Source organism: Candidatus Effluviviaceae Genus I sp., from assembly GCA_016867725.1.
Lineage (GTDB): Bacteria > Joyebacterota > Joyebacteria > Joyebacterales > Joyebacteraceae > VGIX01.
In genome coordinates this window covers 1-22205 of record VGIX01000030.1, presented here as the reverse complement: position 1 = coordinate 22205, position 22205 = coordinate 1, and the positions used below count along the sequence as shown (strand labels likewise).

Sequence of the window (22205 nt, the reverse complement as noted above, 5' to 3'; positions counted from 1 at the left end):
AGGTCGTCCCGGCCGAGGCTCGCCATCACGCTCAGGCGGATGAGCGCCGAGTCCGGCGGCACCGCCGGCGACACGATCGGGTTCACCACGACCCCCTCGTCCTCGAGCGCCCCGGCCATGCGGAACGCCTTCGCGTCCTCCCCCACGAGGACCGGGATGATCGGCGTGATGGTCTCCTCGAGACGGAACCCGGCCGCCGTGAGTCCGTTCTTGAGAAACGTGGTGTTCTCGCGCATGCGCGCGAGCAGCGCAGGCCCCTCTTCCTCGAGGACGTCGAGACACGCGAGCACCGTCGCCATGAAGGCCGGAGGCGGGGCGGCCGTGAAGATGAACGCCCGGGAGTTGAGCTTGAGGAAGGTGACGACGTCCGCCTCCGCCGCCGTGAACCCTCCGATGGTCCCGAGCGACTTGCTGAAGGTCCCGCAGATGAGGTCGATCCGCCCTTCCATGCCAAAGTGCTCCGCCGTGCCGCGGCCGGTCGCGCCGAGCACGCCGGTGCCGTGCGCGTCGTCCACCATGACCCTCGCGCCGTAGCGATCGGCGAGCGCGCGGATGCCCGGCAGGTCCGCCACCGTTCCCTTCATGCTGAACACGCCGTCCGTGACGATGAGCTTGCCCCGCTCAGGCGGGCACGCCGCAAGCAACTCCTCGAGGTGGCCCATGTCGCCGTGGCGCCAGATCTGCACGTCGGCGCGCGACAGGCGGCAGCCGTCCACGATGCTCGCGTGGTTCAGGGCGTCGCTGAACACGACGTCTCCCTCGGCGGTGATGCCGCTCACGGTCCCCATCATCGTCGCGAAGCCGCTGCTGAAGACGACGGCGTCCTCGGCGCGCTTGAACTCAGCGAGGCGCCGCTCGAGCCGGGCGTGAAGGGACGAGGTGCCCGTGAGCACGCGCGAGCTGCACGCGCCCGTGCCGAACTCGCGCACGGCCTTCACCGTCGCCTCGATCACCTTCGGGTGCGTGGCCAGGCCAAGGTAGTTGTTCGACCCGAGCATGATGAGGCGCCTGCCGCGCATGTCCACGACGGGAGCGGCGGGCGGGTCGAACGCGCGCAGGTAGAAGTACTCGCGCCGGGCCTTGAGCGAGTCGATCCAGCGGCTGAACTCGTGGCACTTGTCGAAGAGGTTCATCTCGCCCTCCTGCCGACGGCCGCGCCGCCGACCGTCACTCCTCCTCGCGCCAGTCGCGGCCGCCCGCGAGGAGCAGCACCCCGGCGAGGACGAGCGGCGATGGGATGAGCGCGGCCACGAGCATCCTGGGACCGATCGGCTGGCGGAAGCCGAGCACGAAGAACCAGAGCGTGGCGAAGCCCACGAGTACGATGCCTGCCCCGCCGACCCTCGGCCAGCGGATCGAGACCAGAGCGAAGGCGAACACGGCGAGCCACGGGGCCGCTTCCACGAGCGACACAACGGAGAGCCCGTGCGACGCCAGCACGAAGAGGAGCCACGCGCCCCCGATGACCCACGCGACGGCCCGTCCCGCCCGTCTGCGCGCCTTCACCTGCATCACGAGGAGCGCGAACTTCACGAGCAGCGTCACGAAGAGGACCACGCAGATCTCGAAGGCCGGCTCCGCGTCGTCGATCATCGCCTTGACGAAGCTGATCCCCGCGATCGAGACGGCCACGAGGAACGCGACGTGGCTCGAGCGGTAGGACACGACGCGCTCGCGCTCGTCCCCGCCGGCCAGGAGGCCGACCTCGCGGAGGAGGGGACGGGCAACGGTGAGCGGAACAAGCGCGAGGTAGAAGTACGCGTTGACCAGCGCGCCGAGCGCGATGCAGAGCGCGGCGTAGACGATCCCGAGGACGAGAAGCGCTCTCTGACTCATGGGTGGCATCAGGGTCTCCCGGTTCCGGCGCGTCCGCGCCTACCCGCTCTCCTCAAGCTCAAAGACCTGCTCGAGCGGCACGCCGAACGCGCGGGCGATGCGAAGCGCAAGCGCGACCGAGGGATTGTACTTCCCCTTCTCGATCGCGATGATGGTCTGGCGCGTCACGCCCACGCGCGCGGCCAGCTCCTCCTGGGTCATCTCCCCGTGGAGAAACCGCAGCTTCCTGACCTCGTTCCGGACGGCGTCGCTCATCGGCCGGGAGTGTGCCAGGGCTGTCCCTGGATGTCAAGTATTGATTACTTTGTGATTAGTTGGCTTTACGCACGGTGTGCCGCGCTACGGCGTCTGGGTTGCCGCGTCGCGGGGTCTCCCGGCCGCGCGGAGCGCTTCCTCGCTGGCCAGCTGCGCCTCGGCCAGGAGCGAGCCCAGCCTCAGCGCTTTCGCCTCGTCCACGGCGTCCGCCGCGAGCTCGACGGCCCGCTCCGCGCTCCCGGCAGCGACTCGGGCGTGCGCCAGCTCGATCTGCACGCGAAGCGCGGTGATGCGGGCCCCGCACGCGTCGGCGGCGGCCCGCGCGGCCTCGAGGTCCTCCAGCGCCGCCGCGGCGTCGCCGAGGAGCCGCCGTACGCGCCCGCGCGCAAGGAGCGCGCCCGCCCTGAGGTCGTTGCTCCCGACGCTGTCGGCCGCGCTCACGGCCCGCTCGACCGTCGCGGCGGCCGCCGCGCAGTCGCCCAGCGCGCACTCGGCATCGGCCCGAGCCGTCAGCACCACGGCCGCGCCGCACTGATCGCCGAGTTCCCCGTAGACGCGCTCGGCGTCTGCGAGCGATTCCAGGGCCGCCGCGTGCCGCCCACGCGCGGCCATGACCGACGCCATGTACACGAGCGTCTCCGCTTCGCCGCCGGCCCACTTGATCGCGCGGAAGATCTCGAGCGCCTCGAGGTACCGCGCGAGCGCCTTGTCGTACTGCCCCCGCAGCCGCGCGATGTTCCCGACGTAGTTGAGGGAGATCGCGACGCCCTTCTTCTCCCCGAGCTCCCGTCTCGCCTCGAGCGCGCGGTCGATGTACACCTCGGCGTCGTCCACGCGGCCCTGCGTGAGGTACACGTTCCCGATGTTGTTGAGGCAGAGGATCTCCGCCATGCGGTCGCCGAGCTCCGGCTCGATCTCGAGCGCGCGCTTGTAGCTGTCGAGCGCGTCGTCGAGCCGCCCCTGCTCCTCGAGGACCGTCCCGAGGTTGATGCAGTTCTCGGCGACGCCCTGCTTGTCCCCGAGCTTCTCGCTCAGTTCGAGCGCCTCTCGGTACGTCGCGATCGATCGCTCGTAGTCCCCGCGCACCTGATAGACCACCGCCATGTTCGACAGCGTCGCGCTCATGCCCCTCGTGTCGCCGATGTCGCGCTTGATCGCCAGGCTCTCGCCGTAGCGCTTGAGCGCGTCGTCGTGGCGGTCGAGCCAGAAGTGCGAGAGGCCAATCGCGTTCAGCACCGTCGCCTCGCCCTCCCTGTTGCCGGAGAGCACGTGGAGCGAGAGCGCCCGGTGCAGCTCCTCGAGGGCCTTCTCGCAGTCCCCCTTCTTGATGTGCACGCGCCCGAGCGCGAAGACGGCCGCCGCGAACTTCGGGTCCAGCTCGACGACACGCTCGAGGTTCGCGGCCGCCTTCTCCCAGTCGCCCTCGAGCTCGCAGGCGAGCGCGAGCTCGTAGAACGCCCCGAGGTTGTTCGGGAGGAGCCTCGTGAGCTCCTCGAACGCCTCGATGGCGCGGGTCGCCTCGCCCGCCGCGAGCGCCTGGCGCGCCGCCACGAAGAGCCGGTCGGCGCGCGGAAGCGTCCGCGACAGCCCGACGGCCGTCGCCAGCGCCCCGGCCGCATCGTCGTCGCGCCCGAGGTTCGACAGGGCCTCGCCGAGATACGTGAACGCCAGGGCGAAGCCGGGGTCCCGCTCCGTCGCATCCCGGAGCAGCGCGGCCGCCTCGGCGTTGTTCCCCTGATACAGCTTCGAGAGGCCGTCCACGTACGCCTTGACCGACTCCGGATCGCGCGAGCCCTTCTCGCCGACCATGGTCGTGACAAGGTCGCGCTCCGCGCCGACCTCGATCACGCGCAGCGTTTCGGCCGCGAGGTGCCCCACCGCGTCGAGGAGCGCCGCGTCGTCCTCCCCGTCGAACCTGACGTGCGACTCCGCTCCCGTCGCCGGCTGCGTGACGACGAGGTCGATCCTGGTCGCGGGGCCGAGCCTGACGTAGCTTCCGCACACGATCGTGTCGGCGCTCAGGTGCTCCGAGAGCGACCTCAGCGTGGCGGCGTCGAGCGGGGAGCCGGGCTCGATCCGGAGATCGGCGAGCACGGCGTTGAGCCTGTCGGGCGAGACGACGCGCACGGCGGGGACGTGCGCGAGCTCGCTCGAGAGCATGATCTGGAGGCCGGACTGCATCCATGCGGCGTCCGCGGCCCCGCTCACGTTGCGAAGGGGAAGCACGGCGAGCGCATGGCGCGGGCCACCCGTCTCCGCGCGAGGCGCGGCGGCGCCGGTCGCCGTCGCCCACGAGCGCCCGGTGAGCGAAGGGGCGGCCCCCACGGCCGCGCCGTCCACCGCAGCGGCGGTCGCGGCCTCGCGCAGCGCGGCGGCCATGGCGGCGCAGTCGCGGAACCGGTCGTCCGGCTCCTTCGCGAGCGCGCGGGCGACGACCGCCGTGAACGCCGCGGGGAAGCTGCCCTCATCCGGGATCGGATCCGGGGCCCTCGTCACGACTGCGTACAGCACGTCGAGGCGGCCGTCGCCCGGGAACGCCGGCCTGCCTGCGGCCATCTCGTACAGCACGGCGCCGGCTGAGAAGACGTCGGAGCGCGCGTCCGCGGGCCTGCCCTGCGCCTGCTCCGGCGACATGTACCGCGCGGTGCCGAGCACGACGCCCGCCTCGGTGAGCGTCATCGCGCCGGTCGTGTCGCCGGCCTCGGGCGCAGCGAGCAGCTTGGCGAGCCCGAAGTCGAGGATCTTCACGATCCCGTCCGGCCGCACGATGACGTTCTCGGGCTTGATGTCGCGGTGGACGATCCCCAGCTCGTGCGCCTTCCCAAGACCCGTGGCGAGCTGGAGCCCGATGCCCACGACGTCGCGCGGCGCGAGCAGCGCGCTTCCGATCAGCGCGCGCAGCGTCCGCCCCTCGACGAACTCCATCGCGATGAACGTGGCGCCGTCCGCCTCGTCGATCTCGTAGATCGTCGCGATGTTCGGGTGGTTGATCGCCGAGGTAGCCTGCGCCTCCCGGACGAAGCGGCCGAGGCGCTCCGGGTCGCCGGTGAGATCCCGCGGGAGCATCTTGATCGCGACCCTGCGTCCGAGCTTCGTGTCCTCGGCGGCGTAGACGACGCCCATGCCGCCGCGACCGATCTCCTCCAGGATCCGATAGTGCGTGATGGTCCTGCCGATCATGCCCGCGCTCCGTGGCTGCCGCGCGCCTCAGCGCCGCGACGCCCCTGACGACCGCTCACCGCGCGCCGGAGCCTAGCAGAAAGCGCCCGGCGCCGGCAGGGGTTTTGTGCCCCCGGCCGGCGCCGTCTCCGCTTGCCGCCCGCAGCGCACTATCGGATGAGGACGACCTTCCCCGTCGCCGCCTCGCCGCCGGATTCCACGCGCGCGAAGTACACGCCCGACGCCGCCCGCTGTCCCGCGTCGTCCGTGCCGTCCCACACGATCGTCGCGCGCCCGCCCGCGAACGGCCCGTCGTAGAGCGTCCTCACGACGCGACCCGCCGTCGTGCAGACCGTCACGGTCACGCGCCCGGCCGCCGGACCGGCCAGCTCCAACCTGCACTCGTCCCGCGAGGGGCTCGCGTACGAGAGCGAGTACGCGGCCTCGCCGGCGACGGGCACGCCGGGCACGTCGGTGGGCGGCGTCAGGAGACCGAGCGTGAACATGAGCGTCTTCGAGCGCGAGAGCATCTCACCCGCGAGGTTGCCCAAGGGATGGGCCGGCGAGTTGGGGATGACGCTTCCAGCATAGCCGCGGATGACGGCGTTCATGGCGGAGAGCTCGTCGATGGCCCACGCGTAGAGGTACGAGCCGTAGTACGCGAACGCCTGGTCGGCGTAGACCTCAAGTTCCGCCTTCGCCGCCTGCAGCTCCTGAGGATCATCGGCGCCTGGAACGAGGATCTCATCGAGCATCCCGAACTTGTTGTCTGCGACGTCGCCCGCCGGCCGGTTGTCCACGACGAGCACGAACTCGTCGAACCGAGAGATGACGCCGCGGGCGTCCTCGATGCTCCCCTCGACTGTCACGTCCCTGAACATGCCCCTCGAAGAGCCCGACGACGCGCACGCGAACAGCCGGGTCCCCGGCATCAGGGCGTCCGCCTGGATGAGGTTCTCATGCGTCGCGGTGGACGAGAGCCCGACGTAGGTGAACACCGTCTCTCCGTCGGGGAGCGCCGCGTAGAACGGAAGCGTGTTCCCCTGCGGACTGGTCCTGCTCGCGGACTCCGTCAGCACGGCCGACGAGTAGCCGCCCTCCGCGACGCTCTCGAGACGAAGCTCGACGTGCTCGGCCGGGTTCACCTGGACGCCCGCGCCGGGCGGCGTCGGGGTGAACCCTAGCGCGACGAGGGCGCTCGGGCACGCGTTCGGCATCGTGAGCGCCGGATTGATGATCTGCCCCATGGGGTTGAGCCGGTGGATCCTGCACATCGAGGCGCTCGCGACGTAGATGGTGCCGTCCGAGCCGATGTCCACGTCGTCCGAGCCCGCGCCGATGTGCCCGGGTCCGAACTGCTGAAGCCCGCCGTCAGGGCCGACGTTGTGAAGGCCGAACGCGCGGTCCAGGAGCACGAGCGCGCCGTTCGGCCGGAGGGCAAGGTCGATCGCGTTCGCGGTCGCCTCCTCAACGATCGGATCGAGCTCGGTGAAGGTCGTCGGACCCGTGCGTTCGTACTCCGCGATGTACGGGAGCGTGTCCCCGCGGGCACCGATCAGCGCGATGACGTGCCCTTTCCTCGGCCCCATCGGCGCGACGAGGAGGTCCAGCACCGGGCCGCGGAACGTCATGCAGCTCTCGGCGGTCCCCCCGCCTCCCGGCAGAACCCAGAGCGAGACGGAGTCATCCTTCACGAAGTAGATGTCCGTGGACTCACCGTCCGGGTAGAGCTCGAGAGGAGCTACCCCGGTGACCAGGTCCTCGACGCCGCCGGTCCCGAGGCTGACCGCAGAGATCCGCCCCGCGGCGCTCGCGACGAGGATGCGCCCGTCCGAGGCGATCGCCATGTCCTGGACGCCGCCGAACGAACCGGCACGGGTGATCACGAAGGGCTCGATGCCGGCGAACCCCCAGATCCGCGCGCTCTCGGCGTCGGCCGCGTAGAGCTTCAGGATCCCGTGCGCTGCTGTGGGCGCGAGCCCGACGAGCAGCGCGGCAAGAAGGACCGCGTGACGTGGCCGCATGTGCACCTCTTCCGATGTCCTAGCGAACGAACACGACCTTGGCGCTCTCGGCATCGCCACCGGACTCGACGCGCGCGAAGTACACGCCCGAGGCCGCGGGCCATCCATCCGCGTCGGCGCCGTCCCAGACCAGCGACTCAACCCCACCGGAGAGCACGCCGTCGTACAGCGTCCTCACGAACCTCCCGGATACGGTGTGGAGCGTCACGACCGCGCGCGACCCGGCGGGGCCGGCGAGCGTCATCCGGCACTCGCCGCGCGCGGGGTTCCCGCACGCGAGCGAGAGCGACGACGCGACGCGCCCGGGGGCGAGCTCGTCGAAGGAACCTCGCAGAGCCGACAGGCTGAACATGAGCGTCTTCGACCGCGACAGGATCTCGCCGGCGAGGTTGCCGCCGGGGCTCGCGGACGAGTTCGGAATGGCGGACCCCGCGAACGCGCGCGTCGCGTCGTTGAGCTGCCCAAGCTCGTTGATCGCCGCCGCCGTGGCGCCCGTGCGGTAGAACCGCTCCGCCGTGAGGGCGCGCGCGCGCAGCGACCGCTTGGCCGACTCGACGGCGGAGCGCCGCGCGGCGATGTCGGGACTCAGGATGTCGTGGAGCCGCGCGAACTTGTCGTCAACGACGGCGCCCAGGGGGCGGGAGTCGTCCACCGCGACCACCTCGGAGAAGCGCGAGATCACGCCGCGCGCGTCCTCGATCGTCCCTTCGACCGTCACGTCCTGGAACACCTCCCCCATCCCGTGCGCGAAGAAGAGACGGCTGCCCGGGAGCAGAACGTCCACCTGGATGAGGTTCTCGTAGGTCGCCGTTGTCGCGAGCGACACGTACGTGAAGCCGTCCCTGCCGGCGGGCGCAGCCGCGTACTCGGGCAGCGTGTTCCCGCCCGGGCTCGTGCGGCTCGTCGTCGTGGTCGTCGTCGCCCAGGTGAACCCACCCTCCGCGACGCTCTCGAACAGGAGCTCGACGCCCTCGACCGGGATCACAGGAACGCCCTCGCCCGGCGGCGACGGCGTGAGTCCCACCGCAGCGACGGCGCGCGGTTGATCGACGACGGTGTTGAGGCTGGGGAGGATCCAGTGGCCGTCGGGGTCGAACCGGTGCGTCAGGGACACCTCCCCGTCCACGACGTAGATGGTCCCATCGGCCCCGATGTCGATGTCGCTGCCCCAGAGCCCGGCGGACGGCCCGAAGTGCGTGAGCTGACCCCCGGGGCCGACGTCGTACATGCCCGTCTCTTGGTCGAGGAGCACGATCCGGCCGTCGGGGCGGATCGCGAAGCCCCTGGCGTACTCCGTGGCCTCTTCAAGAGCGGGCGGCAGCACCTCGAAGCTCGTCGGCCCCGTGCGCCGGAACTCCGCGAGGTACGCGGGCTCCATCTCCTCGCTCTCGAAGAGCACGAGCAGGTGCCCGGCCCTGTCACCGGACGGATAGACCTGGATGTCCACGGGCGTTCTGTCGAACGACATGCAGTACTGGCCTGGCCCTGTTCCGCCCGGCAGGACGTAGAGCGCCGGATAGGAGTACGTGACGAAGTAGACGTCGTCGGAGAGGCAGTCGGGGTAGACGTCGCCAGGCTGGTACGCATACGGATCGAGCACGGTGATCTCCGACGTTGCCGGATCGACGCGTGCGACGCCCAGCTGATATGCCGCGACGAGGAGCTTCCCTTGTCGGTCGATGGCCATGCCTTCAACGAAGCAGAGCTCTTGCGTCGAGAGGAACGCCGGGACCGTGTCGGTGTACGCGGCGATGCTGCACGCGGCGCCGTCGGCGACATACACATCCGTCGCGGCAGCGGTCGGAGCGCACGAAAGCGCGATGACCGCCGCAACAGCTGCTGCGACCACTGTCATGCCGTAGCGGTTCTCCACTGGTGCCCCCTCTCTCAAGCCACTCAAGCGCACGGCATCATGCCGGTTTGATGGCAGAACTATACCATAGTCACTGACATTCGTCAATGATTTCGTCTCAGTATCAGTGAGCGGCGCCTCAATCCGGCGGGGGTCGAGTCTGCGTCCTGGACCCGACCGCTGCGGCTGGCAGTCACACGGGATTCGGGGTTCGCTTCACCACAAGCAGGAGGATGTCATCGGATTGTGGCGCTCCCGCGGTGAACGCTCCCAGGTCATCCATGACCAGCGACACGAGGTCCGAGGCGGAAGGCGCCTCTCCTTCGCCGCCCGCCGCCACCGCCCGACCCAGCGCCCGGCGCAGCCGCTCTTCTCCGTAGAACTCCCCGTCCCTGCCCACGGCCTCGGTGACGCCGTCGCTGAACACGACGAGCGACGATCCCGGCTCGAGCACGAGGGACGCGGCGGCATACGGAGCGTCTTCGAGCATCCCGATCGGCATGCCGGTCGCCGCGATCTCGCGCATCGCGCCCGCGGCGGTCACGAGGATCGGCGCGTTGTGCCCCGCGTTCACGTAGTCCAGCCGGCCGCTCGCGCGGTCGAGCGCGGCGACGAACAGCGTCGCGTAGCGCACGGCGTCCGTGGACGCGCAGACCTGCCGGTTGAGCGCGGACACGGCGCTCACGAGGTCGCGCTCGCCCCCAAGCAGCACCTCGGCCACCGGGACGATGCTCGAGACCAGAATGGCGGCCCCGAGTCCCTTCCCTGCCACGTCGCCCGCCATGATCACCGAGCGCCCGTCCTCCAGGTGCCTCACGTCGTAAAGGTCGCCGCCCACCTCGGCGCACGGCGTGTAGGAGACGCTGATCTCGTAGTGGTCGACGCCCTCGACGGTCTCGGGCAGGATGTGCCCCAGGATCTCGCGCGCCGTCCCGAGCTCGCGCTCGAACCGTTTCCTCTCCTCCTCCGCTTCGGTCAGCCTCGCCTGCGTGATCTTCACGGCGATGAGGTTCGCGAGCACGGTGAAGGCGCGGAGCTCGTCCTCCCCGTATCGCGACGAGGGGTCGGTCGTGTCCGCGTACAGGAGGCCGATGATCTCGTGGTTGTCGAAGAGCGGCGCGGCCATCGCCGCGCGGATGCCCTGCCGCACGACGCTGTCGTGCCCGCCGAAGCGCGGGTCCGCCTGCGCGTCGCTCGTGAGAAGCGAGACGCCGTCCTCGAGCACCTGACGCACCATCGTGGTGCTGAGCACGAGTTCGTCGCCCCGGCCGCGCCCGGACGGAAGTCGCGACGCGCGCACCGTCGGCGTCCTCGCCTCGCCCTCCAGGGAGAGAAGGACGATGCGGTCACACGCGATCGCGCGCTCGACGAGCCCGAGGACGTCCTCGTAGATCCCCTCAAGCGGGCGCTCGCTCACGAGGAACTGACCGGCGTCGGCGAGGACGCGGAAGAGGTCGCGGCCCGCGCCACGCTCGCCCGTGGGCCCCGCGAGAGCCGAGACCGGGACGGCCGACGTCACGACGGCCGACGCGCTCAGGCAGTACTCCGTGCTCTCGGGAGGCCCGGGCGCGCGGAGCGTCAATGACACGTCCGCGAAGGCGATCCGGCTGCCCGCCCGCGCCGGCGTCGGCGCGGCGATGCGAGCGCCGTCCACGCGCGTGCCGTTCCGGCTCCCGAGGTCCGTCACCGTCACGCGCCCGCCGGCAACCGATACGAGCGCGTGCCGACGCGACACGGATCGGTGTTCGAGGCGGATGTCCGACTCGGGAGCGCGGCCGACGACCTGGTCTCCATCGCGGAGCTCCAGGCTCACGCGCGTCCCGTTGACGGTTCCCACGAGTGCGAAGGCCATGGACCAAGCCCCCCGGCCGCGGGGCCGGTTAGAGGAGGAAGTACCTCAGGCAGAGGTACGCGGCAGCGATGACGACGCTGAGGAGCATGAGCGGGAAGCTGATGCGCGCGAAGCGCCCGAAGGTGATGTCGTAGCCGTTCCGCCTGCCCGTCTGCGCGATGACGACGTTCGCCGCCGCGCCGACGAGCGTCCCGTTCCCGCCGAGGCACGCGCCGAGGGACAGCGCCCAGAAGAGCGGGTAGGTGACCTGCACGTGGACCGCCGCGGCGTCGCCCGCGATGCCAAGCTGCGCGGCGAAGAGCGGCACGATCGACCGGATGAGCGGGATCGTTGCCATCGTGAGCGGGATCGCGTTCACGACGGAGCACGCGAGCGCGCTGCCCCACAGGATCACGAGCGTCGTCGCAAGCAGATTGCCGCGCGTGAGGATGACGAGCTCGCGGCCGAGCCAGACGAACGCCCCCCGCTCCTGCATCGCCCCCACGAGCATGAAGAGCCCGACGAGGAAGAGGATCGTGTTCCACTCCACCTTCCCCATCACGCGACGGATGTCGCTTCCGCACGCCAGCGCCGTGAGCATCCCGCCCGCCAGCGCGACGATGCCCGGCTCAATGCCCGCCGACCGCCCGAGGAAGAAGCCGAGGAGCACGAGACCGAACACCGCGAGGCCGCGGCGCAGCCGTCTGTGGTCCGTGATGGCCGCGGCGGGGTCGGCCTTCTCGATGCGCTTCCGCAGCGACTCGCGCACAACGAGCTGCCTGCGGTACTTCGCGAGCACGGCGATCACGCTCGCGGCCATGATGACGACGACCGCGGGCCCGAGGTGCGCGATGAACTCGTTGAACGAGAGTCCGGTCTCGGAGGCGATCATGATGTTCGGCGGGTCCCCGATGAGCGTCGCCGTGCCTCCGATGTTCGAGAACACGGCCTCGAGGACAAGGAACGGGATCACGGGGAGCTCGAGGACCTGGCACACGAGAATGGTGACGGGCGCGATGAGCACGACCGTCGTGACGTTGTCGAGGAACGCCGAGATGACGGCGGTCAGCACGAGGAACAGCACGAGGACCGCCGCGCCGTCTCCCCTCGTCTTCCGCGCCACGAGCACCGCCATCCACTCGAAGAAGCCGGTCTCGGCGAGGACGCCGACGATCATCATCATGCCGACGAGCAGGAAGACGACGTTGAGGTCGATGTACGTGAGCGCGTCGTGGTACGAGATGCCGCCCAGCATGATGACGAGCGCCGCGCCGAGACATGCCGCGACGGTCTTGTCCACCTTCTCCGACGCGATGAGCGCGTACACGACGCCGAAGACGACGATGGGGAACCACATCCCCGCCGTGGGAGGCACTGCCATCCTCGCCGCGAGCTGGCGGGCTGCGTCTCCTGCCGGCCCCATCCACGTCTCCTAGACGTTGAGGATCCTGTCCACGACCACGGCGCGGTCGATCACGCCCACGACCCTGCGGTCCCGCTCGACGTAGATCTTCGGGTACTTCCGCACGGAGAAGAGGTACACGACCTCCATGAGCGTCGCGTCCTCTGGGAGCGCCGCGAAGTCGGCCGACATCGCGTCGCCCGCCTTCGCCTTCGCCTCGTTCTCGAAGTAGGCCTCGAACGGATCGAAGTGGCGCATGAAGGCCACGTTCGTGAGCTGCGAGAAGAAGTCCGGCAGGCCCTTCTTGAAGAGGATGTCGCTCGTCACCTCTCCCACGATCCGGTCGTCCACGTCGAGCACGGGCACGGCGTCGGTGCCGTACTGGCACATGAGCTGCGACACGACGCGGATGGGCGTGTCCGGGGCGACCTTCACCGTCAGGGGCCGCATGAGCTGCCGCGCCGTGACGACGAGCTCGAACGCCGGCGCCTGCTCGACGAGGAACTCGTAGACCTTGGCCGGGTCGGTCTGCGTGAGCAGGAACTCCCGCGCGTCGGCCTGCGACATGAGGCCGGCGAAGAGCGACATCGTCTGCATGCCGACCATCGGCGTCTCGAGCGGGGTCACGGCCATGAACACGAGCCTGACGGCCGTGCTGTCGAGGGTCTCGTACTCGATCTCGCGACTGAGGACGGCGAGCGCCGCGACGAACCCGCGGAAGCCGGGGACGCGCGCGTGGGGATACGCAAGCCCGTTGGCGATGCCCGACGGGTGCTCACGCTCCCGCGCGAGGATGAGCGGGCCGATCCGGCTCTTCACCTGGTCGGGCTGCGAGGCGACGATGGGGCTCCGCCCGACCGCCGCGATCATGCGGTCGAGGAGCTCCCACTTGTCGTTGACCTCGATGCCGACGAGGATCTGGTCCGGGCTGATGTGCCGCGCGAGGTCCATGGGCCTGCCTGCGGAGTGGGTCCGGTTCGGGCTCGGATGGCGGGGAGTATCGCACCGACTCCGCGCCAGTGCAAGGCGCTCGTGGCGCGCCCTACGACGCCGCCTCGAACGACAGGTGCATCCGCTCGAGTCTCCGTGACTCGCGGACGAGCATGGCGACGGTCACGACGGTCCCGAGGACGTCGGCCGCGGGAAACGCGAGGAAGATGCCCCAAAGGCCCATCGAGAGGGGAAGCAAGAGCACGAGCGGTATGAAGAAGACCACCTGCCGCGAGAGCGTGAGGAAGACCGCGGGCCGAGCGCGTCCGAACGCCTGGAACAGCGCGGCCCCCATCATCTGGACCCCGAGCATCGGGAACGCCGCCGCAACGATGCGGAGGGCCGGGACCGCCATCCGGATGAGCTCGTCGTCCCGCGAGAAGAGACCGATCATCGGCCGCGCGGCGAGCATGAACGCCGCGAACGCGCCCGCGGCGAACAGCGTGGAGCGCACCGACGAGATGCGCATCGCGTGTCTCGCGGTGAGGTAGCGCTTCGCGCCGTAGTTGAACCCCGCCACCGGCTGGAGCGCCTGCGCGAATCCCATGAGCGGCATGAACGAGAACTGCAGGATGCGGTGGATGACGCCGTACGCGGCGATCGCGAGGTCCCCGCCGTGGCGCCCGAGGCTCCTGTTGAGGATGATCATGACGACGCTGCCAGCGACCATCCGGCCGAACGAGGCCGCGCCGACCGCGAGCGTCTCGCGGACGATCGCCGGCGCGAGCCTCATGTCCCTCAGGCGCATGGAGAGGCTGCTCCGGCCGCTCGCGAAGTACGCGGCGATGAACACGGTGGAGCACGCCTGCGCGATGACGGTCGCGATCGCGGCGCCGCGGATGCCCATGCCGAGGGCGAAGATGAAGATCGGGTCGAGAATGACGTTCACGCCCGCGCCGATGAGCATGCGAGTCATGGCCACCATCGCCTGCCCCTCGGCGCGGATGATGTTCCCCTGGGCCATCGAGTAGCACGAGAAGCCCGTGCCCCAGAGCACGGTCGCCATGTACGCCCGCGCGTACGGGAGGATCGCCTCGGTGGCGCCGAACACCCTCAGAAGCCGATCGAGGAACCCGAACCCGAGCGCCATGATGCACGCGGCGGCGATGAGGATGAGCGTGAGCGCGTTCCCCGCCGTGCGCGCCACGCGCTCGCGATCGCCCGCGCCGAGCGCGCGGGAGATGATCGAGGCCGCCCCCATCCCGATGAGGTGTCCGAGGGCCAGGACGATGAGCTGAACGGGGAAGCAGACGGCGAGCCCCGCGATGCCGAGCGTCCCGACGCCGCGGCCGATGAAGATGGTGTCGACGACGTTGTACGCTGCCATGGCGGCCATGCCGACCGTCGCGGGGATCGAGAGCCGCCACAGGAGGCCGCCGATGTCGGCGTCGGAGAGGACGTGATTGCGCGACGGGGCGCCGCCGGGGAAGCGTCCGTCGCACGCGGGGTCACGGTTCATCGGCGGCGGGCATATACTGCGGGGTCATGCACGGTCGCTGTCGCTCCGCTCGACCTTCTTCACCCACGCCACCTTCCAGTAGAAGAAGCAGCTCCGGTCGCAGCCGTCCCTGCCGCGGATGCCCTGGCCGTGGCAGATGCCGCCTTCGAGGACGACGGTGTCCTTGATGGTCCGCATCACGTGGTCGTGCTCGTCGAGGATCCGCCGCACGGGCTTGAGCACGCGGAAGCGTCGCCCGCAGTATTGCTCCATCGGGCGGAGGAACTTGAGTCCGCCGTGCTTGCCGTGCTCGTCGAGCGTCGCCGTGATCTCATCGAGCGATCGAACCTCGACGAGGTCGCCGGCCTGTAGGCCGCAGCACCAGTGCCGGGGAGCGGCGGCGGCCGACGCCCCGCCACCGGCGTCCGTCCACCGGAGCCAGCCGCCATAGGGCTCGGCCGGGATGCTCAGAAGCCGCGAGAGAAGCGCCATGACGCGGCGGCGGAGCCCCAGCGCCTTCCCGTGCGCGAGAAGGTACCACGATTCAACGCGGCTGATCGGCGAGAGCGCGTCGTCGAGCCAGCGAAGCTGGCAGACCTCGAGCGTCGAGTCGTCGAGTCCTCCGGCCGACTCGAAGCCGGTCGGCAGCTGCTCCGCCGTCGTGCGGGCGGGGTTGCTGCTCATCGAGGGGGGCATCGCGTCACCTCCGGGCGGTGTCCGCTGCGGTTCCGGGCAGCACGCGCCGCAACGGGATGTCTCCATTGTAGCCGGTCGCGCGGCCCGAGACCAGAGCCTGATAGACCGGTCCCGCCGCCTCGTTTGACTTCCGGCGGCCGCGTGCTACGCTCTTGTTCGAGCGGCGCACCATGACGGCCCGGGCGGGCGCTCGGGCCGCGAGGCGGCGCCGAAACCGTTCGTTCCTCGGAGGGCCGACGATGTCAAGAAGCGTCACGGGGGCGACAGCGAAGGCGTTCATCCTACTCCTTGTCCTGATCGCCGCAGGCTGCGCGCACGCTCCCGTGCGTCCCGCACCCTCCCCCGTCGCCGGGCCCCGCAACGTGGTCCTCATGATCGGGGACGGCATGGGAACGGCCCACGTCACCTCGGCGAAGGTGGCGGCGGGGCGGCTCGAGATGGAGCGGCTGCCGGTCGGGGGGATCGTGTCCACCTGGTCGGCGAGCGCGCTCGTGACCGACTCCGCCGCGAGCGGCACGGCCCTCGCGACGGGGCACAAGACCGTGAACGGCACTGTGGCGATGTCGCCTGTGGGTGTCGCGCTCAGGACTGTCCTCGATCACGCCGAGGACCGCGGTATGGCCACGGGGCTCGTCGTCACGTGCTCGATCACGCACGCGACGCCGGCCGCGTTCGTGGCGCACGTCGCGGGCCGCGAGGACAACCTCGAGATTGCGCAGCAGATCGCCGCGAGCGACGTAGAGGTGCTCTTCGGCGGCGGCTGGTCGCACTTTCTGCCGGCCGCGGAGGGCGGCGGGCGCCACGACGGGCTCGACCTTCTGAGCGCGATACGCGAGCGGATGCCCGTCGCGCTGGCGCCGGCCGAGTTCAGGGCGCTGGGCGACACGGAGCGCGCGGCCGCCTTCTTCGCGCCGGACCACCCGGGCCGCGCCCGCGAGCGCGACCCCGACCTGCGCGAGCTGACCTGGAAGGCCCTTGAGGTCCTCTCGCGCGACGACGACGGGTTCTTCCTGATGGTCGAGGGCTCTCAGATCGACTGGGGCGGGCACGAGAACGACCACGACTGGATCGTGGACGAGATGCTCGACTTCGACGCCGCCGTGGGCGTGGTGATGGACTTCGCCGAGCGCGACGGGCGGACGCTCGTCGTCGTCACGTCGGACCACGAGACCGGAGGCTACGCGCTTCTTGACGGCTCGCTCGAACGGCGCGCCATCACGGCCCCGCACTTCGCGTGCGACGACCACACGGCGTCCATGGTGCCGCTCCTTGCCTACGGGCCGGGAAGCCACGCGTTCGGCGGGATGAGCGACAACGCGCGCGTCGGAGAGCTGCTCATCGAGTACGTCACCACCGGACGGTAGGCCGCTCCTGGTGTGCCCTACTCCCACCTCAGCGGGTTGAAGCTCACCCGCGTGTCGAAGTGCTCCACGCCGACCGCGCGCTTGAGCCGCCACACGACGAGGTACGTGCCAGGCGTGGCGGCGGCCTCGAACCCGACCTTCACGAGCCACTGCACGAGCACGATGTCCCTGAGCACGCCGCCGGGCACCGTGCCCGCGAACGCGGCGGTGATGAACACCGCGGAGTCCGCGAGCTGGCCCACGAGCGTCGAGCCGATCGTGCGCACCCACAGGAACCTGCCGCCCGTCGCGACCTTGAGCTTCGCGAGCACGATCGAGTTCAGGAACTCCCCGCACAGGTACGCGGCGAGCGACGCCGCAACGATCCGCGGCGCCGGCCCCAGCACCGCGGCGAACGCGACCTGCGACGACGCCGTGTCCGGAAACGGCCGGAGCGTCCACGCCCCCGCCGGCGGCAGCGCGATGGCCAGGTGCGAGAACGCGACGGCGACGACGTTGCACGCGAAGCCCAGCCAGATGGCCTTCCGCGCGGCCGCGTAGCCGAAGACCTCCGTGAGCACATCGCCGATGATGTACGCGAGCGGGAACACGAGCACGGCGGCCGGCACGACGAGGCCGCCGACGGTGATGAGCTTGGCGGCGATGAAGTTCGAGGTGATGAGGACGCCGACGAAGAGCGCCACGGTCACGCGGAGGGCGTCCTCGGCGCGGCCCGGGTTGCGGCTCGGGGCCCCGGTCGGCGCCGGAGCGTCGGCGCGCGCGCTCATCGCTTGCCGTGCTCCGCTTCGACGGTGATCGCGATCCCGCCGCGGACGGCGAACCGCGCGGCCACCCTGCACCACCGGGGCTCGAGGGCCCTCACGAGGTCGTCGAGGATGACGTTGGCCACATGCTCGTGGAACACGCCCTGGTCGCGGTACGACCACAGGTACAGCTTGAGCGACTTCGACTCGAGGATGCGCTCGGCGGGAACGTACTCAATGGCGAGATGCGCGAAGTCGGGCTGGCCCGTCGCGGGGCAGACGCAGGTGAACTCGTCCGTCGTGAGCGTCACGACGTAGTCACGACCGGCGTGGTGGTTCGGGAAGGTCTCGAGCCTTCGCTCCGGCCTGGCGTCGCGCCCGAGGAGCGTGAGCCCGTCGAGATCAGTGGGACCGGTGAGCTTGTCCATGGCGTTCCCCCTGCGCGTCGTGCCGGGCCTCACTACCCAGCGGCTCTGGGCGGCCAAGGGCGGGATTATAGCACCGGCAGTGAGGTTGGCACACGAGGGCATGAGCGCCCGGGTGCGGTATGGACCGAGTTCCGCGCCATCAGGATTCTTGACAATCTGGCAAATGCATGGCATAGTCGCTTGTGGACCACTGCTTGCAGTTGACCGGCTCAGCCGGGGCGGGTCGCCCCAGCGCTGTCGGCATTCCAGAGGCCGACGAGCCGCCGAGCGACCTATGCCGAGGGGGGAGACGATGAGGGTCCCAGCGTGCGAGAGAAGGAACTGGCCACGGGCGCCCCGCGGGCGTGCGGAGCAGGGCGCGGCGAGTCTCGTCGCGGTCATGGCGATGTCCCTAGCGGCGCTCCTCATCGGGGTCGCCCTTCTGTCCATGGGCGTCGGCGAGTCCGATGTCGTTGAGTACCGGGCCGACAGCACGCGGGCTCTGTGGCTTGCGGAGGGCGGCATCGAGCGCGCCCGTGTCTGGCTGAGCAAGCTGTACGAGAGCAACCCTGCCCTGGACCCTACGGGGCTCGGAGCACAGCAGCAGACGCTCGGCGGCGGCCAGTATGGGTACACCGTGACCGGCATGAGCAGCGGGCCGCTAGGGCTTCCGCTCTTCACGGTTGTCTCGACGGGACAGGTTGACCGGGCCGTCAGGCAGGTCAGGGTCGTGCTCACGCCTGAGACCTTCGCGCACTACCAGTGGCTCGTCAACTCGCAGGCGCCGGACACGTGGTTCATGACGGGCGACTACTTCGAGGGGCCGGTGCACATGAACGGCCACCTGCGGATCGACGGCGATCCGTGGTTCGGGGCCCGCGTCACGGCCTCAGGCAGCTACATCGAGGCGCCGAACAGCAACCCGACGTTCACGGCGGGCTACCAGATCGGCGTTCCGCAGGTGCCGCTTCCCAACTACAACGCTCTCAACCAGACCCTGCGCGCGGAGGCCATGAACGGCGGCCTCCACCGCCCCTCGCTGCCGGGCAACAGCAGCTACTGTGAGGTCGTGCTGGGCAGGGGGGGAGCCGCGGGAACCCTGAGCTACCGGAGCTACTCGGGCGGCACCTTCTCGGGATGGACCGACGTGCTGCTCAGGAACCTCAACGGTGCCGCCTGGTTCGACTCCCCTGTCTGGATCCAGGGCACGATCGACGGACAGCTCACCCTCGGTTGCTCGAAGGAGATCTGGATCACGGACGACCTCCTCTTCGCGGCCTCCACGCCCGGCCAGGGACCCGACCCCGGATGCGACGACCTCCTCGGACTCGTGGCTGTCGAGGACATCTACATCAAGGACACGGTCCCGAACGGGACCGACTGCGAGCTCCACGGCATCTTCATGTCGCTCAACAGACGGTTCCAGGTCGAGGGCTGGAACAACCCGCCCGCCCGCGGCACGCTCACCATCTGGGGCGGCATCATCGCCGACCAGGCGTGGCGCGTCGGAACATGGGTTCAGGGCGTCGCGCGAAGCGGCTACGACCGCAACTGGCACTACGATCCGCGGATGCTCAGGCTCTTCCCTCCGTTCTTCCCTCTCACCGGCGACATGATGATCGTGTCATGGGCCGAGGTCATCCCGCCGGAGGTGTAGGGCCTGCGGGCCGCCGGCCCGCGGCCGCCCGCCTCCCGAACGCGGCCAGCGCGACGGCGAGCACGAACCCGACCACGATGAACTGGAGGACCCACTCGGGAAGCCCCGCGACCATCGCGGGGCTTCTTCCGTCGAAGCGCCACCAGTCGGTCGAGAGCACGCAGAAGGCCGCGAAGATCGCCGCCCACGCGACCGCCGCGCGCCGTCCGATGCCGAACCGGGCGTGGCGGACGAACGCGTCCGGCGGCTCCCGGCGCGAGGGGGCGGCGAGCCCCGCGATCACGAGCACGGCCGCCGCGACCGCGGTCGCCGGGACGGCCGGGAGCAGCCCGAACGTCGGGAGCACCTTGAAGTGGTATGCGATGACGGCGGCCTCCCCCGCCGCGATGGACGCGACGGCGGCGCGCGCGGACACGCGCCTCCAGTAGAGCGCCGCCACGACCACGGGGAACAGCACGGCGAACCCGGCGAAGGCCTCGGTCGCGATCGCGAGCATGGTCGCGGGCGGGCGAAGCGCGAGGAGCAGCCCCGCGACGGCGAGGGCGGCGACGGCCGCTCGCGCTTCCCACGAGCGGGCACCGCGTGGCCCCAGCGCGGCGGGCTCTCTCCGCCTCAGGATGTCGCGCTCGACGATCGACGCGAGCGTGAGAAGCTGCGAGTCCATGGTGGACATGATGGCCGCGAGAACGCCCGTCGCCGCGAGCGCGTGGAGCCACGTCCCGCCGAAGCGCTCCATGAGGAGCGGGAAGATCCTGTCGGCGCCCTGTCCCTCGAGGCCCGGCACGAGGAGCCGGCCGAAGGCGCCCATCGCGACGGGGATGAAGAAGAGCACGGTCGTGACGGCCGGGTAGGACGCGGCGACCCGCACGAGGCTCCTCTCGTCCTTCGCCGCGTAGAACCGCTGGAAGAGCTGCGGGAGCATGGGGTCGGCCGTGAACCACAAGGCCATGTAGCTCGCCCAGATGCCGACGGTGAGCCCGCCCCCGGCCCCGGGGCGCGCGAGGTGCGCGGGGGACTCGGCCGCGAGTCGCCCCATCGCCGCGCCCCACCCTCCGAGCGCGGCGACGACCACGCCGAGCCCGACGGCGAGCGCCGCGAACATGAGAAGCCCCTGCACGACGTCCGTCCACGCCACGGTGCGCATGCCGCCCGCGAGCACGTAGCACACGACGACCGCAGTCACGGCGGCCGCGCCGAGAGCATGCGGAACGCCGAGCAGGCCCTCGATGACGTACCCGGCCGCGAGCGGCTGGAGCGCGAGGTACGGCAGCGTGAAGAACGCCTGCACGGCGGCGAACGACACGCCGAGCGTCGGCGAGCCGAACCTCGCCTCGACGAGCTCCGCCGGCGTGACGAGCCCGAGCTCGCGCCCGATCCGGAGCGCGGGGATCCCGATGACGATGAACGTGAGCGCCATGAGGCCCGTGCCGTAGGCCATCACGGGATAGAACGCGAAGCCCATCCGATACCCGGCGCCGGAGAACCCCACGACGGTGAACGCGCTGAAGTTCGTCGCGGCCATCGTGCCCAGCAGCACGAGCGCGCCGAGCGTGCGACCCGCGAGGAAGAACTCCTGGTGTCCGCCCGGCCGTCGACGCACGACGGCGCTCACGGCGAGCATCCCTCCGAGATACGCGAGGACGACGGCAAGCTGCGCGGACATGTGCCCCTCCGTGGCTCGGCCCGGAAAGCGAATGCGGCCACCCAAGCCTGGGTGGCCGCGCGGCCTGTCATGGCTCGGCGGGGATTCTACGAGGCCGTGAGCGGGGAAGCAAGCGCCGCGATGGCCCGCGCGGCCGGGCCCGAATGGCGTTCAATCGCGCGCCGAACACGCCGTGCAACCCCGCGGACATCCCGCGGGTCACATAGCCCGAATGACCAGCGTGACGGAAGCCTCACCTCCACCGCAGGTCATCGCACCGCAGGTCCGGAAGTGCCAGAGAGCGCCAGTGTCCCCTCACTGCGACAACGCCGCTGCCAAGGCAGCGGCGTTGCTCGTCTCCGATCACGCCGCGCGGTCGAGCGCCTGCGCGAAGTCCGCGATGAGATCCTCAGCGGCTTCGATCCCGACGGAGACGCGGATGAGCGAGTCCGCGATCCCGAGCGCGCCCCGTTCCTCCGGAGCAAGGGCCGAGTGCGACGTGAGCGCGGGCCTCGTAACGAGCGTCTCGACTCCGCCGAGGCTCGGAGCGAGCGCGGGGATCGAGAGCGCGGCCGAGAATCGCTCCGCGACGGGCACGCCTCCGCGGAGTTCGAAGCTCAGCATCCCGCCCATGCCGTCGAAGAGCCTCGCCGCGCGCTCGTGGCCCGGGTGTTCCCGAAGCCCCGGGTAGTGCACGCGCGCGACCGCGCGGTGCGCGGCCAGCGTCTCCGCGAGCTTCTGCGCGCTCTCGTTCTGCCGCCGCACGCGGAGCGCCAGCGTCTTCATCCCCCGCTCGAGCAGGAAGCAGGCGTGCGGGTCCAGCGACCCGCCCAAGTGATCGAGCATCCGTTTCGCCCCCCGCACCAGCTCGGCCGACCCGATGAGCGCTCCCGCGGCGACGTCGGAGTG

17 protein-coding genes are annotated in these 22205 nt (G+C 70.5%); 2 read left to right on the top strand and 15 right to left on the bottom strand.

All coding sequences use genetic code 11. From position 1 onward, the window contains the following. From FJY74_07250 to FJY74_07200, 11 genes are all read right to left on the bottom strand, one after another. Positions 1-1133: pyridoxal phosphate-dependent aminotransferase family protein (locus tag FJY74_07250; protein MBM3308104.1), on the bottom strand; the 1133-nt coding region annotated here is incomplete at its 3' end. Between the two features lie 34 nt (positions 1134-1167). Beyond that, entirely contained in the window at positions 1168-1836 is a 669-nt protein-coding gene (locus tag FJY74_07245) for a hypothetical protein (protein ID MBM3308103.1), read from the bottom strand. Positions 1837-1875: 39 nt separating this feature from the next. Beyond that, entirely contained in the window at positions 1876-2091 is a 216-nt protein-coding gene (locus FJY74_07240) for a helix-turn-helix transcriptional regulator (protein MBM3308102.1), read from the bottom strand. Between the two features lie 84 nt (positions 2092-2175). After that, positions 2176-5271 carry a tetratricopeptide repeat protein gene (locus FJY74_07235; GenBank protein ID MBM3308101.1) on the bottom strand — a complete coding sequence of 1032 codons (3096 nt, stop codon included), beginning with the start codon at positions 5269-5271 and terminating at the stop codon, positions 2176-2178. A gap of 149 nt (positions 5272-5420) precedes the next feature. Continuing rightward, the gene (locus tag FJY74_07230) at positions 5421-7274 is read right to left on the bottom strand and encodes a hypothetical protein (GenBank protein MBM3308100.1); all 1854 of its coding nucleotides are present in this window, start codon (positions 7272-7274) and stop codon (positions 5421-5423) included. 19 nt (positions 7275-7293) lie between these two features. After that, positions 7294-9129, bottom strand: a complete 1836-nt coding sequence (locus FJY74_07225) for a hypothetical protein (protein ID MBM3308099.1) — start codon at positions 9127-9129, stop codon at positions 7294-7296. A 190-nt stretch (positions 9130-9319) separates the two neighbouring features. Continuing rightward, positions 9320-10978 (bottom strand): SpoIIE family protein phosphatase, encoded by a 1659-nt coding sequence (locus tag FJY74_07220; protein MBM3308098.1) that lies wholly within the window; start codon positions 10976-10978, stop codon positions 9320-9322. A gap of 28 nt (positions 10979-11006) precedes the next feature. Next, complete coding sequence (locus FJY74_07215; GenBank protein ID MBM3308097.1) at positions 11007-12380, bottom strand: ArsB/NhaD family transporter; 1374 nt, start codon at positions 12378-12380, stop codon at positions 11007-11009. 9 nt (positions 12381-12389) lie between these two features. Continuing rightward, positions 12390-13310, bottom strand: a complete 921-nt coding sequence (locus FJY74_07210) for a PTS sugar transporter subunit IIA (protein ID MBM3308096.1) — start codon at positions 13308-13310, stop codon at positions 12390-12392. A 91-nt stretch (positions 13311-13401) separates the two neighbouring features. Then, positions 13402-14808, bottom strand: coding sequence for an MATE family efflux transporter (locus FJY74_07205; GenBank protein ID MBM3308095.1), 1407 nt, complete (start codon positions 14806-14808; stop codon positions 13402-13404). Positions 14809-14832: 24 nt separating this feature from the next. Then, a complete protein-coding gene (locus FJY74_07200) occupies positions 14833-15483 on the bottom strand; it encodes a hypothetical protein (GenBank protein ID MBM3308094.1) in 651 nt (216 codons plus the stop codon). A 239-nt stretch (positions 15484-15722) separates the two neighbouring features. Between FJY74_07200 and FJY74_07195 the strand changes: the two genes are divergently transcribed. Further along, positions 15723-16847, top strand: coding sequence for an alkaline phosphatase (locus FJY74_07195; protein MBM3308093.1), 1125 nt, complete (start codon positions 15723-15725; stop codon positions 16845-16847). A 17-nt stretch (positions 16848-16864) separates the two neighbouring features. Here the strand turns inward: FJY74_07195 and FJY74_07190 are convergent, their stop codons facing one another. Beyond that, positions 16865-17614 carry a queuosine precursor transporter gene (locus tag FJY74_07190; GenBank protein ID MBM3308092.1) on the bottom strand — a complete coding sequence of 250 codons (750 nt, stop codon included), beginning with the start codon at positions 17612-17614 and terminating at the stop codon, positions 16865-16867. After that, positions 17611-18018 carry an NADPH-dependent 7-cyano-7-deazaguanine reductase QueF gene (gene queF, locus FJY74_07185; GenBank protein ID MBM3308091.1) on the bottom strand — a complete coding sequence of 136 codons (408 nt, stop codon included), beginning with the start codon at positions 18016-18018 and terminating at the stop codon, positions 17611-17613. Before queF ends, FJY74_07190 begins: the two co-directional genes overlap by 4 nt. Before the next feature lie 292 nt (positions 18019-18310). On the opposite strand from queF, the gene FJY74_07180 reads away from it, so the two are divergent. Further along, positions 18311-19654 carry a DUF4900 domain-containing protein gene (locus FJY74_07180; GenBank protein MBM3308090.1) on the top strand — a complete coding sequence of 448 codons (1344 nt, stop codon included), beginning with the start codon at positions 18311-18313 and terminating at the stop codon, positions 19652-19654. Here FJY74_07180 and FJY74_07175 read toward each other — a convergent pair. Together FJY74_07175 and FJY74_07170 are read right to left on the bottom strand one after the other, a co-directional pair. Beyond that, positions 19635-21317, bottom strand: coding sequence for a sodium:solute symporter family protein (locus FJY74_07175; GenBank protein MBM3308089.1), 1683 nt, complete (start codon positions 21315-21317; stop codon positions 19635-19637). The genes FJY74_07180 and FJY74_07175 overlap by 20 nt on opposite strands. A gap of 342 nt (positions 21318-21659) precedes the next feature. Next, a partial coding sequence (locus FJY74_07170) for a PLP-dependent transferase (protein MBM3308088.1) occupies positions 21660-22205 on the bottom strand: 546 nt, incomplete at its 5' end.